14 protein-coding genes are annotated in these 13,666 nt (G+C 44.5%); 7 read left to right on the forward strand and 7 right to left on the reverse strand.

Annotation, left to right across the window (positions count from 1 at the left end):
* Positions 1 to 31: 31 nt before the first annotated feature.
* Positions 32 to 1,237 (reverse strand): vitamin K epoxide reductase/DsbA family protein, encoded by a 1,206-nt coding sequence (locus NWE73_RS09130; RefSeq protein ID WP_277578004.1) that lies wholly within the window; start codon positions 1,235 to 1,237, stop codon positions 32 to 34.
* 148 nt (positions 1,238 to 1,385) lie between these two features.
* Between NWE73_RS09130 and NWE73_RS09135 the strand changes: the two genes are divergently transcribed.
* Positions 1,386 to 3,020 carry a ChaN family lipoprotein gene (locus NWE73_RS09135; RefSeq protein ID WP_277578005.1) on the forward strand — a complete coding sequence of 545 codons (1,635 nt, stop codon included), beginning with the start codon at positions 1,386 to 1,388 and terminating at the stop codon, positions 3,018 to 3,020.
* Positions 3,017 to 3,460, forward strand: a complete 444-nt coding sequence (locus NWE73_RS09140) for a DUF4339 domain-containing protein (RefSeq protein ID WP_277578006.1) — start codon at positions 3,017 to 3,019, stop codon at positions 3,458 to 3,460. Before NWE73_RS09135 ends, NWE73_RS09140 begins: the two co-directional genes overlap by 4 nt.
* On the opposite strand, the gene NWE73_RS09145 is transcribed toward NWE73_RS09140, so the two are convergent.
* Positions 3,423 to 3,695 (reverse strand): HU family DNA-binding protein, encoded by a 273-nt coding sequence (locus tag NWE73_RS09145; protein ID WP_277578007.1) that lies wholly within the window; start codon positions 3,693 to 3,695, stop codon positions 3,423 to 3,425. The genes NWE73_RS09140 and NWE73_RS09145 overlap by 38 nt on opposite strands.
* Positions 3,696 to 3,834: 139 nt before the next feature.
* On the opposite strand from NWE73_RS09145, the gene NWE73_RS09150 reads away from it, so the two are divergent.
* The 5 genes from NWE73_RS09150 to pyk all read left to right on the forward strand — a co-directional run bounded on the left by NWE73_RS09150 (position 3,835) and on the right by pyk (position 9,269).
* On the forward strand, positions 3,835 to 4,539 hold the full coding sequence (locus NWE73_RS09150; protein WP_277578008.1) for a hypothetical protein: 705 nt from the start codon (positions 3,835 to 3,837) through the stop codon (positions 4,537 to 4,539).
* A gap of 59 nt (positions 4,540 to 4,598) precedes the next feature.
* Entirely contained in the window at positions 4,599 to 5,279 is a 681-nt protein-coding gene (locus NWE73_RS09155; RefSeq protein WP_277578009.1) for a tetratricopeptide repeat protein, read from the forward strand.
* Positions 5,276 to 6,013, forward strand: coding sequence for a hypothetical protein (locus NWE73_RS09160; protein WP_277578010.1), 738 nt, complete (start codon positions 5,276 to 5,278; stop codon positions 6,011 to 6,013). The genes NWE73_RS09155 and NWE73_RS09160 overlap by 4 nt, the downstream gene beginning before the upstream one ends.
* Before the next feature lie 86 nt (positions 6,014 to 6,099).
* Positions 6,100 to 7,776 (forward strand): coiled-coil domain-containing protein, encoded by a 1,677-nt coding sequence (locus tag NWE73_RS09165; RefSeq protein ID WP_277578011.1) that lies wholly within the window; start codon positions 6,100 to 6,102, stop codon positions 7,774 to 7,776.
* A 5-nt stretch (positions 7,777 to 7,781) separates the two neighbouring features.
* Positions 7,782 to 9,269 carry a pyruvate kinase gene (gene pyk / locus NWE73_RS09170; RefSeq protein WP_277578012.1) on the forward strand — a complete coding sequence of 496 codons (1,488 nt, stop codon included), beginning with the start codon at positions 7,782 to 7,784 and terminating at the stop codon, positions 9,267 to 9,269.
* Between the two features lie 41 nt (positions 9,270 to 9,310).
* Here the strand turns inward: pyk and NWE73_RS09175 are convergent, their stop codons facing one another.
* From NWE73_RS09175 to NWE73_RS09195, 5 genes are all read right to left on the reverse strand, one after another.
* Complete coding sequence (locus NWE73_RS09175; RefSeq protein ID WP_277578013.1) at positions 9,311 to 9,712, reverse strand: response regulator; 402 nt, start codon at positions 9,710 to 9,712, stop codon at positions 9,311 to 9,313.
* Positions 9,709 to 11,058, reverse strand: coding sequence for a sensor histidine kinase (locus tag NWE73_RS09180; RefSeq protein WP_277578014.1), 1,350 nt, complete (start codon positions 11,056 to 11,058; stop codon positions 9,709 to 9,711). Before NWE73_RS09180 ends, NWE73_RS09175 begins: the two co-directional genes overlap by 4 nt.
* A gap of 119 nt (positions 11,059 to 11,177) precedes the next feature.
* Positions 11,178 to 12,161, reverse strand: a complete 984-nt coding sequence (locus NWE73_RS09185; RefSeq protein ID WP_277578015.1) for a Crp/Fnr family transcriptional regulator — start codon at positions 12,159 to 12,161, stop codon at positions 11,178 to 11,180.
* A gap of 134 nt (positions 12,162 to 12,295) precedes the next feature.
* Positions 12,296 to 12,952 (reverse strand): CoA transferase subunit B, encoded by a 657-nt coding sequence (locus tag NWE73_RS09190; RefSeq protein WP_277578016.1) that lies wholly within the window; start codon positions 12,950 to 12,952, stop codon positions 12,296 to 12,298.
* A gap of 3 nt (positions 12,953 to 12,955) precedes the next feature.
* The gene (locus tag NWE73_RS09195; protein WP_277578017.1) at positions 12,956 to 13,654 is read right to left on the reverse strand and encodes a CoA transferase subunit A; all 699 of its coding nucleotides are present in this window, start codon (positions 13,652 to 13,654) and stop codon (positions 12,956 to 12,958) included.
* Positions 13,655 to 13,666: the final 12 nt, after the last annotated feature.

Below are 13,666 nucleotides of genomic sequence, written 5' to 3' on the forward strand. Positions count from 1 at the left end.
TTTACGGATCTGCGATCTTGCAGGAGAGCTGTTACTTCTTCAAAGACTTGTAAGCAGCATCAAGGACAGGCAAAAGTTGTCCGCCATTGAGCACTCGGCCGTTAACAAAGACAGTGGGTGTTCCTTGGATTTGAGCAGCGGCACCCTCGTTGGCCATTTTAATAACCATGGCTTTCACCTCAGGTCCTTCAACGCACTTTTTCAGGTCCTCTTTAGTGATTCCAATAACCGGAGAAACAGCTTCAAGATTTTTCTCTAAGTTTTGCGCTTGAATGATGTCCATTTGGTTGTCGAAGAAATAGTTGTGAGCTTTCCATCCAGATTTATTGATTTGCTCCGCGCACATCACTGCGATAGCCAGGCCGCAAGAAATCCCGTCGCCGCCACCTTTGATGGCGTCATTGCAGGTTCCATCAAGAGGGAATGGCTTGAAGATCAATTTAACATCGGGGTGGCTGTTTGTGAAAGCATGCAGGCTGGGAACCGCATGTTTACAGTGCGGGCATCTGAAGTCAGCGAATTCAACGATTGTCATGATTGGTTCGCTGTTGCCGGCTTGCAAAGAAAGTCCTGTTGTTAGGTCGAAATTTTGCTGAGGCGATGATTGCCAGTAGATGACTTTGTCATTAGCGATTTTTTCAATATCACTCAAACCGTGGCTTTCGAGATACATAAGATTTGCCAAAAAGGCAATGACAGGGACAGCGATGAAGTAGCCAAGGGCCCAGCGGTCCGTTACGAAAAGATCCTTGATGTCGTCACTGATATTTCTGAGGTTGACCTTCTCCGCCCCAAGCCAGGTTGTTACGAAGCCAACGATAGAAAGGAAGTAAGCTGTAATACAGAAGATGCAGAGGTTCTTCATCGCTGTTAGGGAGATAGTCCCCATAACCACGGAGGCAATAACCGTCAATGCAGATAAGATGAATGCGTAACGAGATGTCTTCGCGCGATCTTGGGTGAGATTGTAGCGAGTGAGACCCAGGAAGCAAAGAAGGATCAGGTTCGTTGCTACGCCCCAAAGAGCGATGGGAAGCCCCAGGAAAGATGAAAATCGGCTGGCTGTGACAGCGTCGCAGTTTAGAACTTCATTGATATTGCAGACAGAGCCACCTTCGCCGAGGCCAAATTTCACTTGGTAAAAGTGCTGTGTAAGATAGATGTGGATGCCGATGGCGACAAGAGTGGATAGAAGAGCGAGAAGTAGAAATTTGTTTTTGTTGCCTGTGTTTGTCATGCCCTCCATTCAAACTTAGTTTGTCGCTTGAAATCAATATAATTTATGTGAAAATAAATCGACCTCAGCTTGATGCGAGCCCCAAGGGGCCAGGCAAGACTGCTGGGATCTCGGCGGAGTCGAGAGTTGGATAGCCAAGGATGACAGTTTGACTGATTTAGAAAAGTGGATTCGGATTCGCAAAGATCTGTACTTGCAAATGCAAAAGCAGGTTCATCATCGCCTCGGAGAGAATACTCCTGAGTTGATGCGTTATCATAAGGTCTATGACCAAGAGTTTTCTAAAAAATGGCAGGCTGCAACCAAGGAAGACCTGTGGGCGCAGGCGGCTCAGTCTCAGGTTGTGTTGATGGGGGATTTCCATGCCCTTCATCAGTCACAAAAAGCCCAAGCGCGGGTCCTGCGAGGGCTTCCAAAGGGACGAAAAATCATTTTGGCGGTTGAGTTTTTTGAGGCTGCAGATCAAGAGCGAATCGATAAGTATCTGTCGGGCAAGATCACTGAAAAAGAGTTTCTAAAAGGGGTTCAGTGGCAAAGTCGTTGGGGCTTCCCGTGGGAACACTATCGACCGCTTTTGCGTTGGGCTCAGAAAAATAAAATCGCAGTTCATGGAATTAACAAGAGTTATAAAAAGCGCAATGCAACCACTTTAAAATCCCGGGATGTTTTCGCCGGGAAAAAAATATCGGAGTTGGTGCGCGCCAATCCAGAGGCTCTTGTTTTTGTGATCTATGGTGATCTGCATCTAGCCAGCTCCCATATTCCCGAGGAAATAATCAAATGCTTGGGACGGCCTTTTGCGAAAAAGATTTTACGCATTTTCCAAAATGCTGAAAAAATCTATTTTCAGCTCCTAAAACAGGAATTGGAAGCCACGACAGACGTGGTTCGTTTGTCGCAGAACACCTTTTGTCTGATGAGTGTTCCTCCCTGGGTGAAGTGGCAGAACTACCTCATGTACTTGGAACAGACATATGACCAGGGCCTTTACTTTGATGAGGATGATGACGACGACGATGATCAGTTGGATTACACAGACCATGTGGGGCGTTATGTCCAGATCATCTCTGAGGAGTTGGGGCAGCCTGTTTCGGTGGCTGGATTGTCGGTCTACACGGCGAGGGATTCAGCTTTCTGGGTGCAGGTTCGCGAGAAGTGTGATGCAAAAACAGTAAAATGGGTTGAAGCCATGATTGCCGACGAGGTCTCGTTTTATTTGCCAGAGATCCAAGGGGCTTATTTGGCGCGGGCTTCGGTGAATCACGCCGCTTCGCTGGCAATGCAGTTTGTGCATGCGCAGCTCAGTGGATATAAGGGAATGTTCACCGAGCTGCCGAAGGACTTTTTAAGGTTGATTTGGATTGAAGCAGTTTCTTACTTCGGGTCAAAGATTATCAATCATAAGAGAAAGACGGACACCATCGCGGATATCAAATCAAGTTTGAGCGCAAAAGGGCCATCTGATTTAGGTAAGGAATCTTTGCAGTTGTCTCTTGCGCAAAAGATGCATGAATTGATGGTTATTACAGGGGTGCCGCGGCATCGTTTGCAAGCGCAGCCACGCAAAAAATGGAGCTATGTTATGGCCTCACGTCTTTTAGGCGGGATGATGGGGGAGAGGCTTTATGCGGGCTATCATGAAAATCTGGTGAGCACGAAAAACATTTTAAGCTTCTTGAAAAAACCTTTGAGTAATGAAAACTTTGAAGTGGCCTACTATGGAATCTTGGAAGTGATTGAATCTCTTCCAGCTCCGTTTTTGAGTAAGAAAGAAAAGCTATGAATAACAAATGGTATTGTCATGTGAACTTAAAACCACAAGGTCCATTCTCTTTGGAGGAAGTTCGTGCCAAGGTTCATAAGGGTGAGGTTGGTCCGCAGGATTTAATTTGTGATGAGACAAGCACATGGAAACCGGCTATGGAGTGGGGGATTTTTGAGTTTCAACTTTTCCCTGCGTCTCAAGGTTTTATTCAAGGGACTGAAATTGCAGATAATGTGCGCGAATGGGTGCTGTTGGTGGAACAGGCTGTGGGAGTTAAACCTTTACAGGAGGGGCCATTCACGGTGAGTGAGTTGCGTGAATCGTTGATAAATGGAAATGTTTCTCCATATCAATATGTTTGGAAAACAGGATTGAGTGGATGGTGTCAACTCAAGGATCGGCCTGAGTTTTCGATGGTGATTAGTTCAGAGCGTCTTTCAGATCCTTCCCTGGCTTAAAGCGAGGGATATGGGCGCTGGGGATCTTTACTGTTTCGCCGGTTTTAGGGTTGCGGCCCTGGCGAGATTTTCTAGTGGTTTTTGAGAATGTGCCAAAACCCACAAGTTTAACTTCATCGCCCTTTTTTAGTGCTTCTTGAATGGTTTTGAGTGTCGCATCCAAAATCTGTTCAGACTGAGATTTTGTGGACTTTGTTTTTTCAGCGACAATTTCAATCAGTTGAGCTTTGTTCATTCAGAGAGTCCTTCAAGGGTCATATGCTTCAGCGAGGCTGAAGAAATTGCCGGAAAATGAAATTAAAATTTGCCCTAAAAATGGTCAAGTTAAATAAGATGAAATAGTCTGTTAGTCTTGGAAAATGATGGGAGCGGTCATGATGAATTTAATTTGGGCACTTATGTTTTCTTTGTCTTTTGCGCAGGAAAAATCTTCTGCTGTGCTCTATGACTTGAAATCCAATCAATCTAAAAAACTCTATACACTGAGTATTGAAGCGACATCCATCGACGGTGGAACGCGTTTGCAGACAACTTACCGGGATCTTGAGGGAAAAATTATCGCGCAAGAAAAGGGATTTTCAATCGGAGATGATCTTAAAGAATACACCGTTGAGCGACCACAAACGAACGAAAAAGGTCACATTGAAGTTCGCGATGGACGGGTTTATTTTGAGTATGAAGGGCCAGGCGGTAAAACGAAAAAAGACGACGAAAAGGTGAAGGGCAAAGTCTTATGTGTTGCCAACTTTACCGCTTTTGTTCGGCAAAACTGGGACTCTTTGGTGGCGGGAAAGGCCATCCCTGTGCGCTATGCAGTTTGGGATCGTCGTGAAACAGTTGGATTCACTTTGGAGAAGATGGGCGAGTCAGATCATAGTGGTAAAAAATGGCTGGAGATTCGAATGAAGCCGACAAGTTTTGTTATTGCGGCCATCGTGGATCCGATCCATCTTTGGTATTCGGTGGAAGGTAAAAACTTGATGCTGATGAAGGGGCGCGTGCTGCCTAAGATCCAGGGATCGAGTCATTCAGATCAGTGGAAAGACCTCGACGCAGAAACTGTCTACACTAAAGACTAGTTCAAATTCTCAGAATAAGACAGTCTCAATATTTATCGATTTTATCCGATAAGTGAGGCATGAAAAACCAAAATTCATTATTTGTTGTTTTCTGCCTCTGTCTGACTGTGGGTCTGTTGGGTGTCTACAGTGTTTTTATTGGCTATTTCAATGGTCATCAAGAATATGAAATGCGCCTCTCTGCGCTTCGTAAGCAAGTCGACAGTGAGAAATTCAACAATTCACTTTTAAGCTATCAGCTGAAGGATTTTCAGCAAACGGTGGCTCAGGTTTTACCTGACAATAAAAAACTTCAAGCGAAGTATGAACTCAAGAATTTAGCTTCGTCAGTACGCGCTCCTGCCAGTGATGAGTCTATTGATCTCTCTCCAGTTCTATTTGAAAAAGGTAAGAAATACTTTAACTCCCAAAGCTACGACAAAGCGATTCGCTCATTTTCCGATTTAGTGGAAAAATACCCGCTTTCGAATCACCACGTTGAGGCTCGCTTTTTTATCGCCGAAAGTTACTTCTTAAAGAAGGACTTTAAGAGCTGTCTGCAAGAGATCGACACTATGGTGTCACAGTATCCTGATAATGATCTGACGGGTTTCATTCTTTTACGAATGGGGCAAATCAGTGAAATTAACAATCAGACTGAAGAGGCCTCAGAGGTTTATCAGGCAGTCCAGAAGAACTTCAAGAATGACAAGTTAAAGCAACAAGCCCGCAAACTTGCGCAAAGTGTTGAGTTCAAATGAAGAAGTGGCTTAAGTTTTTAACCTTTTTGCTGGCATTTCAAATGGAGGTTCGAGTTCGAGCTTCCGGAGATGTTTTGCAGCAGCCTTCCGCGTGTATGAAGTCCAAAGAGACTTGTGCAATACATGTAACCGGCCCAGCCTTTCATATGATGAAGGATGACTTTGGAATTCATGCCAGAGAAAATTCAACTTTGATGCGATTATCAGCCGGCCAATGGCGCTTGTTGAAGGGGATTTTGTGGGTTGAAAAATCCACGGGGGTTGAGTTTGAAACTCCCTATGCCAATGTGAAAGCTTCGCAAGGGCAGTATTGGTTGATTGAAAAAGGTTCCCAAGTAGTGATTCGAAATATTGATGCGGATCTTCAGGTGGTTCTGCGTGATGGAAAGAAACTTGAGGTGCCTGCTGGCTTTGAATTCTGGGTTTCTGGGATCAATTCGAAGGGACAGTCTGAGTACGGAATGATTCGTCCTATTGATATGAAAGAGCATTTGCCGTTGTGGAATGCATTGTATTCTGGAAGCAAAGATAATTTTGTTAAAGAAGTGCAGAAACTAAAAGAGAATTGGGGCGATCTGACTGAAAAGAGCGCCTTCATTTACCAGGCAGCAACGGAACGCAAATTGGCTTCTGTCGCTGAATCGAAGCGTCAAGAAGAGGAAAAAAGCCGCCAACAGGCCGCTGAACGTCAAAAGTTGAAGAGTATCTATTTCCAAAGAACCTTTGAGCGCTAGATTTAAGTCCTGATTTTTGCAAATCAACAGAGGAAGTCCGAGGTTCAATCCAGAGCTCATGTTAACCTGAGGTCTGGGAGGATAGGATGTCTTCTATTTCATCATCAGATCGTACACGTCAGGACGACAAAGTTCGTCAAACTCGCGAAGAGTATGAAAATCGCGAAGCAGAAAATGCCAAACGTCGCAATGCGGAAGTAAAGCGTTTGGAGGGGCGTCATCACGAAGAAATCAAGAATATCACTGATGAGTATGAAAATCGTATTGCGGAGCTTAAAGATCGCAATCGGGAGACATTGACGGATCGAGATTTCAATAACAATCGCAAGATTGATGAAGTTCGTCAGACCTATCGTGAGTCTCTGCGCAATAAAATGGAAGAAGCTTATAATGATCGTGAACAGCAAAAAGCTTCTTATGAAGGCACATTAGCCAAGCAAAAACAAATTGGTGAGTCGCAGAAAGAAAATCTTGTTGGTCAAATGACTGAGGAGTCGGCCAAGAGCAGTGAAAAATTCTCAAATGCGATCTCCGAAAATCGCGCCAAAGCCCAAGAGACTATCAAAGACAATGCGCGCAGATTGAATGATGCTCATGAGAAAGAAAAAACGGCGATTCGACAGGGGAATGAAGATGTCATGGCGTCGAAGCAACGTTCTGCAAATGAAATGCGTAAGTCTTACGAATCCCGTTTGAAGAATAGTGAGAGACAGCGCGAGGCCGATAACTCTCGTTGGTCGCAAAAGTTGGCAGATACAGTCGTTAATGACCGCGAAGAATATTCTGACAATTTGAATATGAAGCAGATGATGATGGATGAAGAGCGTGGCGCGATTCGTGACAAGTTCGATAATGCGCTTGCCAAGAAAACTGCTGCGATTGATGAGCAAAACGAATCATTCCGCGACTCAGTCAATGGGCGTCTGAACAGTCAGGTTCGTTCCCGTGATAGTCAAATTCAGAGATTGAATAGTAAATTGAATAATGAAATGACCAAAAATGAACGGCTTCGTGGCATTGAAAAGAAGAACTTGGTCAATGCCTATGAAAAACGCCTTGATTTGGTCGAAGATCAGCGTGAAGACGCCATTGTCCGCATGAAGGAACTAAATGACGGCCGTGTTGATGCGATCAATGAAAAGACTCAGAAGCTTCTTCAATCCGCCGATCGTGAAAATAAGTCCAATGCGAATTTGACGAATGCGCGCAATCATCAGGAGCGTGAGTTGTTAAATCAGCGACATTCGGACCAGGTGGCGCAAATTTCCAACACCGCTGAAAGTCGCGTACAAAAGATTGTGGATTTGACGAATAAAAATGAGAAAAATCTTGGAAAGTACTATGCGGATTCATTAGAGCAAATGGCTGATAACTATTCGGAGCGAATGGATGGTCAGCGCGAGCGAGCAACGAATGATCAGGTTGCTTTGAATAAAGTTATGACAGAACGCTTCCGTGGTATGGAGGCTTCATTTAATACGAAGCTCGAGAATACAGTTAAAAACTATGAAAATAAAATCAACCAGCTTAAGGAAAATCAAGAGCGGGAGTTGAAGCGTATTGAGGGCATGTATGCCCAGCGTTTGGATGAACGGGATAAATCGGGTAAAATGGAAAAACAATCCGTTGAGATGAAATATGAAGCCAAGATGGCTCAGCTCAACGAGTCGCATCAAGATCAGCTTGATAGAATGAATAGACGTCACCAGGAGGATATGCAAAACTTATCTACAAAGATGAGTTCATACTCTAGGAAGGCGTAGTTCAAATGTTAGCAGATCGAAGAGCGAAAATTGTGGCCACGATTGGGCCAGCTACTCGTGATGAGAAAAACCTAGAAAAAGCAATTAAGGCGGGCATGAACGTGGCTCGCCTTAACTTTTCCCACGGGAGTCATGAGGACCACTTGAAAGTGGTTCACTCTCTCAGAAAATTATCTAAAGAGCTCAGAGCTCCGGTTGCGATCCTTCAGGATCTTCAGGGACCGAAAATTCGTGTTGGAAAATTTGAAAATGGCTCTATTGAGATCAAGCCTGGGGAAAAGTTGGTTGTTACAACTGCCGCAGTGCTTGGTAAGCCTGGATTGGTGCCCTCAGACTTTAAGGAATTACCGCTGGCTTGTGTGCCAGGGACTAAAATTCTTTTAGATGATGGTTTGATGGAACTTAAGGTTCTAGCTGTCCGTGGCGAAGAACTTGATGTGGAAGTTATTTATGGTGGAATTCTAAAAGACCGTAAAGGTATGAATCTTCCTGGGGTTAATCTTCCCGTGGAATGCATGACTGAAAAAGATCTTACAGATTTGGAATTCGGGATCGTGAACAAAGTGGATTATATCGCTTTGAGCTTTGTGCGACATGCACGTGATATTCGCAAGCTTCGCGAAATTATAGAGTCCCGCGGTTCCTCAGCTAAAATTATTGCGAAGATTGAAATGATCGAGGCTATCGAGAACCTTGAAGAAATCTGCCGCCTCAGTGATGCGGTCATGGTGGCGCGTGGAGATTTGGCTGTTGAAGTTGGACAAAGCCGATTGCCGGGCTTCCAGAAACGTATTATCTCAGTTTGCAATCAACTGGGGCGTCCGGTTATTACGGCGACTCAAATGCTGGATAGTATGGTTGAGAATCCTCGCCCAACCCGTGCAGAAATTACTGACGTGGCAAATGCCGTGTTGGATGGAACTGATGCCTTGATGCTCTCTGCGGAGTCTGCGAGCGGAAAATATCCATTTAAATGTATTCGCACGATGCATGAGATTATTTGCGAAGTCGAAACCAATGAAGAGAAATACTATAAATTGTCATTGGAAAATGAGTTCTTGAGTGCGCCAGCGGCTATTGCGGCGAGTGCCTCTTTGAGTGCTTTGAAGCTGAACGCAACCGCAATCATCTGTCTGACAACTTCAGGCAAAACGGCGAATATCATTTCAGGCTTCCGTCCGAAAGCTCGAGTTATCTCGGTGACTCAGCATATGGATGTTTTGAATGCGATGGAATTGAACTGGGGTGTGCAAACACATGTCATCAAGCCTTATAAGTCTATGGAAGACATCTTGGTGCAAGTTGACCAACTTCTTGTGACTCATGGTTTGGCGAAAACAGGGGATCGTGTGATTCTTACCTTGGGGCAGCCTATTGCTCAGGGTGCGAAGACCAATTCAATCTATGTACATACGGTGGGTGGAGAATCCTATTCGAAACTTCCTGATGATCAGTTGCCGTTGCGTTGCCAGCAAGATCCAGAGATATACTAGTTAATATATTTAAATGAAGCCCGGTTTAACACCGGGTTTTTTTATAGGGGAATCCCATATTTCTGGGTGATCCGGAGTTTAATATTGTGGTAGCTAACAGGCTTTGTGAAATATCCTGTCGCTCCGAGAGTCATGGATTTTTTAATATAATCCATGTTGTCGTAGGCACTCATCATAAAAACTTCTACATTGGGATGAGTTTTCTTTATTTTTTCAAGCAGATCAAAGCCGGAAATTTCCGGCATGTTGATGTCGGTAATAACCAGATATTGTCCCTTTTCAGGCGACTCATCCAAGTAAGTTAAACATTTCTGAGCATTTTCAAAGAAATGAAAGTCAATGGAGCCGTCGCGAATTGCAGTCTGGAAATTCAATTCGCTAATGAGTCCAACGTCTTGTTCATCATCCACAATGATAAGTTTGAGGTTGGGGGTTACTGTCATGGTTGTTCCTCTAAGCCTGGCACCAAAGGGAGGGTGATGTTTACCTCTGTAAAAATCCCCTCGCGACTGCTAATACTGATGTCGCCAAAATTTTTTGTGAGTGTGGATTTGGCAATTGATAGCCCCAGGCCGGTTCCTTCGCCAGGTGGTTTGGTTGTATAAAACTCACGAAATAAATTGAGAAGATGTTTTTCTGAGATACCAGTGCCGTTGTCTCGGATGACAGCGTCGATGGACTGGTCTGATGTTGTTAAGTTCACCGAAAGCTCCGGTTTAAAGGAATCCTTGGGGGAATGATTCAGTTTTTTTCGAAGAGCGTAAAGAGAGTTATCGAAAATATTTATAAAAGCTCGTTCGATGCTCGATGGGTTGATCACCCTCACTTTAATATGAGGGAGGATGTTTTTCTGAAGGGTCAGCTTTGACTTGAAATTCAAGTCACTGAGAGATCTGATGCACATATCGAGCGAATGGTTGATGAGCTCAGAGAGATCAATAATTTCGGGTTCAGATTCAGTGTCTTGCCGAGCTTGTTTGAGCATGGAAGTTATGATGGAGTTGGCGCGTTCGCCATGCTCATGGATCATATGAGACAGTTCTCGAAGGTGGTTGGGGTTTAGTTCGTTTTCTTCAAGTTCTTCAAGGATTTCAGCCGAGTTTATAATGACGTTGAGTGGATTTTTTAGTTCGTGAGCGATTCCAAATGTAATTCGCCCGATGGTGGCTAATTTTTCTTGAGAGATCATTTGTTGTTGTGTTCGTTGTAGGTTTTTAAAAGCCATTCTGAGCTCATTGGTCCGCTCTTGAACTTGTTGCTCGAGTTTTTCATTGATTCTTTGTAGGGAGTCTTCGAAGGCGATTCGGCGATATTCGGTGCCGATTCGAGCCGCAAAGAATTCAGTGACAGCGGTCATGGTTTCAGTGTTTTCAATTTCACGATCATCCATGATCACGAGCAAACCAATCAGGCTGCCGTCGGTATGTAAGAAAGGTGCGCCAATATAGGATTCAATTTTCAGATCTGTGAGCATTTGGTCTTTGGGAAAGATCTTTGCGACATCTTTGACGTAGCAGCTAGCTCTGGTTCCACAGATAACGTTGACGCAGGGGGTGCCGTTAAGCTCGTATATGACATTGTCTGTGAAGTGGTCTTCCGCCCACATGAAATCTGTTTGAATTTTTGTGCGCTCTGGTTCAATGGCATGGCCGACCATGACGTATTTAACATTAAGTTCTTGAGCAATATGTTGAACCAGCTCACGAATGTAGTCTTCACCGTACAGGAGCTGATCGACCTTACTAAGATTGCGCAGGGCTTTGACAATATGATAGCTCTCTCTGTCCATGAGGACTCCTTTGTGCTTATCATAACATTTGCTGGCGGGTTGCAGTGAAGTTGAGCCGTAATCCTGTCAAAGTACAAAAAGAAAAGCGCCCTTCGGGCGCTTTAGAGGAAGTTCAATTTCTATCTTAATTTCTTCTTTAAATTATTTACGAGGGACCAGTTGCGCGCCAGTGGCTCTACGTAGGGGAGTTCCACCAGGATATAGACGCCTTGTTCGTCCATAATCTTCTCAGTGAGATATTTTTTCTCAACTAAGGGATTGACGTCATCGACCTTGATTAAGTTTCCCGTTTCCTTCATGGAGTCGTTTTGAACGTCGTTAAGATTTACTTTATATAGGCCTTTTCTGTCTGGTTCGGCCTTCTTCGCAAATTGCAAAATGCCGCTAAGGATTTTTACCTCAGAATCGCTCATTTCAGGCAAGCGGTCTTTTTCCTGCTTGAAAAGCCAATCATTATACCAGTCCACAAAACTGAAGAGTTCCTGCGGCTTGAGATTGGTAATTTTTTGTGAGCCATCGCCACGATCTTCTTGCTCTAAATAACCCAATTCAGTCAGAACATTCACCATGCTCTGCATTTTGTTGGTCGCTTCCTGGAAGATTTGAATGGTGTAGTTGCGCAGTAATACGGAAGAAATGCTGACCGCGTTGTTATCTTCAGTTTTTCCATACTTGTTGCAAACGAGATTGAGAATGGAGAGGTATTTGTTTGTGATATGAGGTGGAAATCTTTCTTCGTTTGGATTGGAGTTTTCAAGAATTTTAATTTTCTTGTTAGCTTCGCGAAGATTCTCATTGAGGTTCTTCATGATCGCGCGAACCCAAACAGGCAGCTCATTCATTTGTTTGTTTAAAGAATCATAGGGGAGTGAGATGACTTCAGTCTCTTTCAGCGCTTTGACATTTGCGCTGCGAGGTTTTTTATCAAACAAGGCCATTTCTCCAACCATGGAGCCGGCTTGTATTTCGGCGAGAACGACTTCGGAATTCCCTTTGGTTTTAGTGACAGCAAGGGTGCCCGATTTCACGATATACATCGCATCTGGCGCATCACCTTCGCGGAATAAGTAACTGTCTTTTGCGATTTTTTTTGCTTCTGCCACAAGGATCCTCTCATTAACTGATCCTTGATTATCCTCGGAAAGAAAGAGAGGTGCAATGCGACTTGATGGGGGTTCTGGACTTTTGAATAGCCCCAGCAGCTAATTGCTCCTGGGGCTGATGAGGTGTCTTAAAATTAGAAAGTCATGGCTTTGCAGTCAGGGGCAATTTTCATTTTGCCTTCTGTGGCTGCGAGAACCTTTTCCGGAGTCAGATCTGGGGCGTATTCTTTAAGAACGAAGCCTTCAGGAGTGATCTCAATCACCCCAAAATCACTGACGATCTTTTTGATACATTTGATTCCAGTTAATGGCAGCGTGCACTTTGTGCGAAGTTTGGAATTTCCCTCTTTATCGGTATGTTGCATCGCCACGATAACATTGCGAGCCCCAGCGACAAGATCCATGGCTCCGCCCATGCCTTTGACCATTTTGCCGGGAACCATCCAGTTTGCGATAGAGCCTTGCTCGTCAACTTCCATAGCGCCCAAAACAGTCAAATCAACATGACCGCCGCGAATCATCGCAAAGCTGTCTGCGCTTGAAAAGAAGCTGGCGCCAGGAGCTGCCGTGACAGTTTGTTTTCCGGCGTTGATCAAATCAGGATCAACAGCGGATTCTTTTGGGAAGGGTCCCATGCCCAAAAGTCCGTTTTCACTCTGTAACATAACCGTCTTATTGCTCGGAATGTAGTTTGCTACCAAGGTTGGAATGCCAATGCCGAGGTTTACGCAGTAACCATCTTCAACTTCTTGGGCAATTCTTTGCGCAATTTGTTCTCTAGTTAATGGCATAAGTTACCCCTTGCTCACGGTACGTTGTTCGATGCGTTTTTGATAGTTGGTGCCTTGGAAAATGCGTTGTACGTACACTCCCGGCGTATGGATTTGATCCGGATCCAATTCCCCAATTTCAACCAATTCTTCAACTTCAACCACAGTGATTTTGCCAGCAGTTGCGGCCATCGGATTGAAATTACGAGCTGTTTTTCTAAAAATGAGGTTCCCGAATTTGTCGCCTTTCCAGGCTTTGACCAAAGCAAAGTCACCGACGATGCCGCGTTCAAGAACATAGTCGCGACCATCGAAGTTTTTGATTTCTTTTCCTTCAGCAACCAAAGTTCCCACGCCTGTTGGTGTGTAGAATCCGGCGATCCCCGCGCCACCAGCGCGAATGCGCTCAGCGAGAGTTCCTTGTGGGCAGAATTCCAATTGCAACTCGCCGCTCATGTAGAGCTTTTCAAAAAGAGCATTTTCGCCGACATAAGAAGAAACCATCTTTTTGATCTGACGCTTTTGGAGAAGCAATCCCAAGCCAAAATCATCAACGCCGGCGTTATTTGAAACGCAGGTCAGATCTTTTACGCCCATTTCATGCAAGGCTGCGATGGAGTTTTCAGGGATGCCACAAAGTCCAAATCCGCCAACGATCAAAGTCATTCCGTCTTTAACGTCGGTCAGAGCAGACATCGCGTCTTTAAATACTTTCTTACTCATTTTAACTACCTC

It is taken from the genome of Bdellovibrio svalbardensis (assembly GCF_029531655.1).
Taxonomy (GTDB): Bacteria; Bdellovibrionota; Bdellovibrionia; order Bdellovibrionales; family Bdellovibrionaceae; genus Bdellovibrio; species Bdellovibrio svalbardensis.

Coding starts and splice junctions, on each gene's coding strand:
- NWE73_RS09130 (WP_277578004.1), bottom strand. CDS start 1,237: ATGACAAACACAGGCAACAAAAACAAATTTCTACTTCTCGCTCTTCTA.
- NWE73_RS09140 (WP_277578006.1), top strand. CDS start 3,017: ATGAATAACAAATGGTATTGTCATGTGAACTTAAAACCACAAGGTCCA.
- NWE73_RS09145 (WP_277578007.1), bottom strand. CDS start 3,695: ATGAACAAAGCTCAACTGATTGAAATTGTCGCTGAAAAAACAAAGTCC.
- NWE73_RS09150 (WP_277578008.1), top strand. CDS start 3,835: ATGATGAATTTAATTTGGGCACTTATGTTTTCTTTGTCTTTTGCGCAG.
- NWE73_RS09155 (WP_277578009.1), top strand. CDS start 4,599: ATGAAAAACCAAAATTCATTATTTGTTGTTTTCTGCCTCTGTCTGACT.
- NWE73_RS09160 (WP_277578010.1), top strand. CDS start 5,276: ATGAAGAAGTGGCTTAAGTTTTTAACCTTTTTGCTGGCATTTCAAATG.
- NWE73_RS09165 (WP_277578011.1), top strand. CDS start 6,100: ATGTCTTCTATTTCATCATCAGATCGTACACGTCAGGACGACAAAGTT.
- pyk (WP_277578012.1), top strand. CDS start 7,782: ATGTTAGCAGATCGAAGAGCGAAAATTGTGGCCACGATTGGGCCAGCT.
- NWE73_RS09175 (WP_277578013.1), bottom strand. CDS start 9,712: ATGACAGTAACCCCCAACCTCAAACTTATCATTGTGGATGATGAACAA.
- NWE73_RS09180 (WP_277578014.1), bottom strand. CDS start 11,058: ATGGACAGAGAGAGCTATCATATTGTCAAAGCCCTGCGCAATCTTAGT.
- NWE73_RS09190 (WP_277578016.1), bottom strand. CDS start 12,952: ATGCCATTAACTAGAGAACAAATTGCGCAAAGAATTGCCCAAGAAGTT.
- NWE73_RS09195 (WP_277578017.1), bottom strand. CDS start 13,654: ATGAGTAAGAAAGTATTTAAAGACGCGATGTCTGCTCTGACCGACGTT.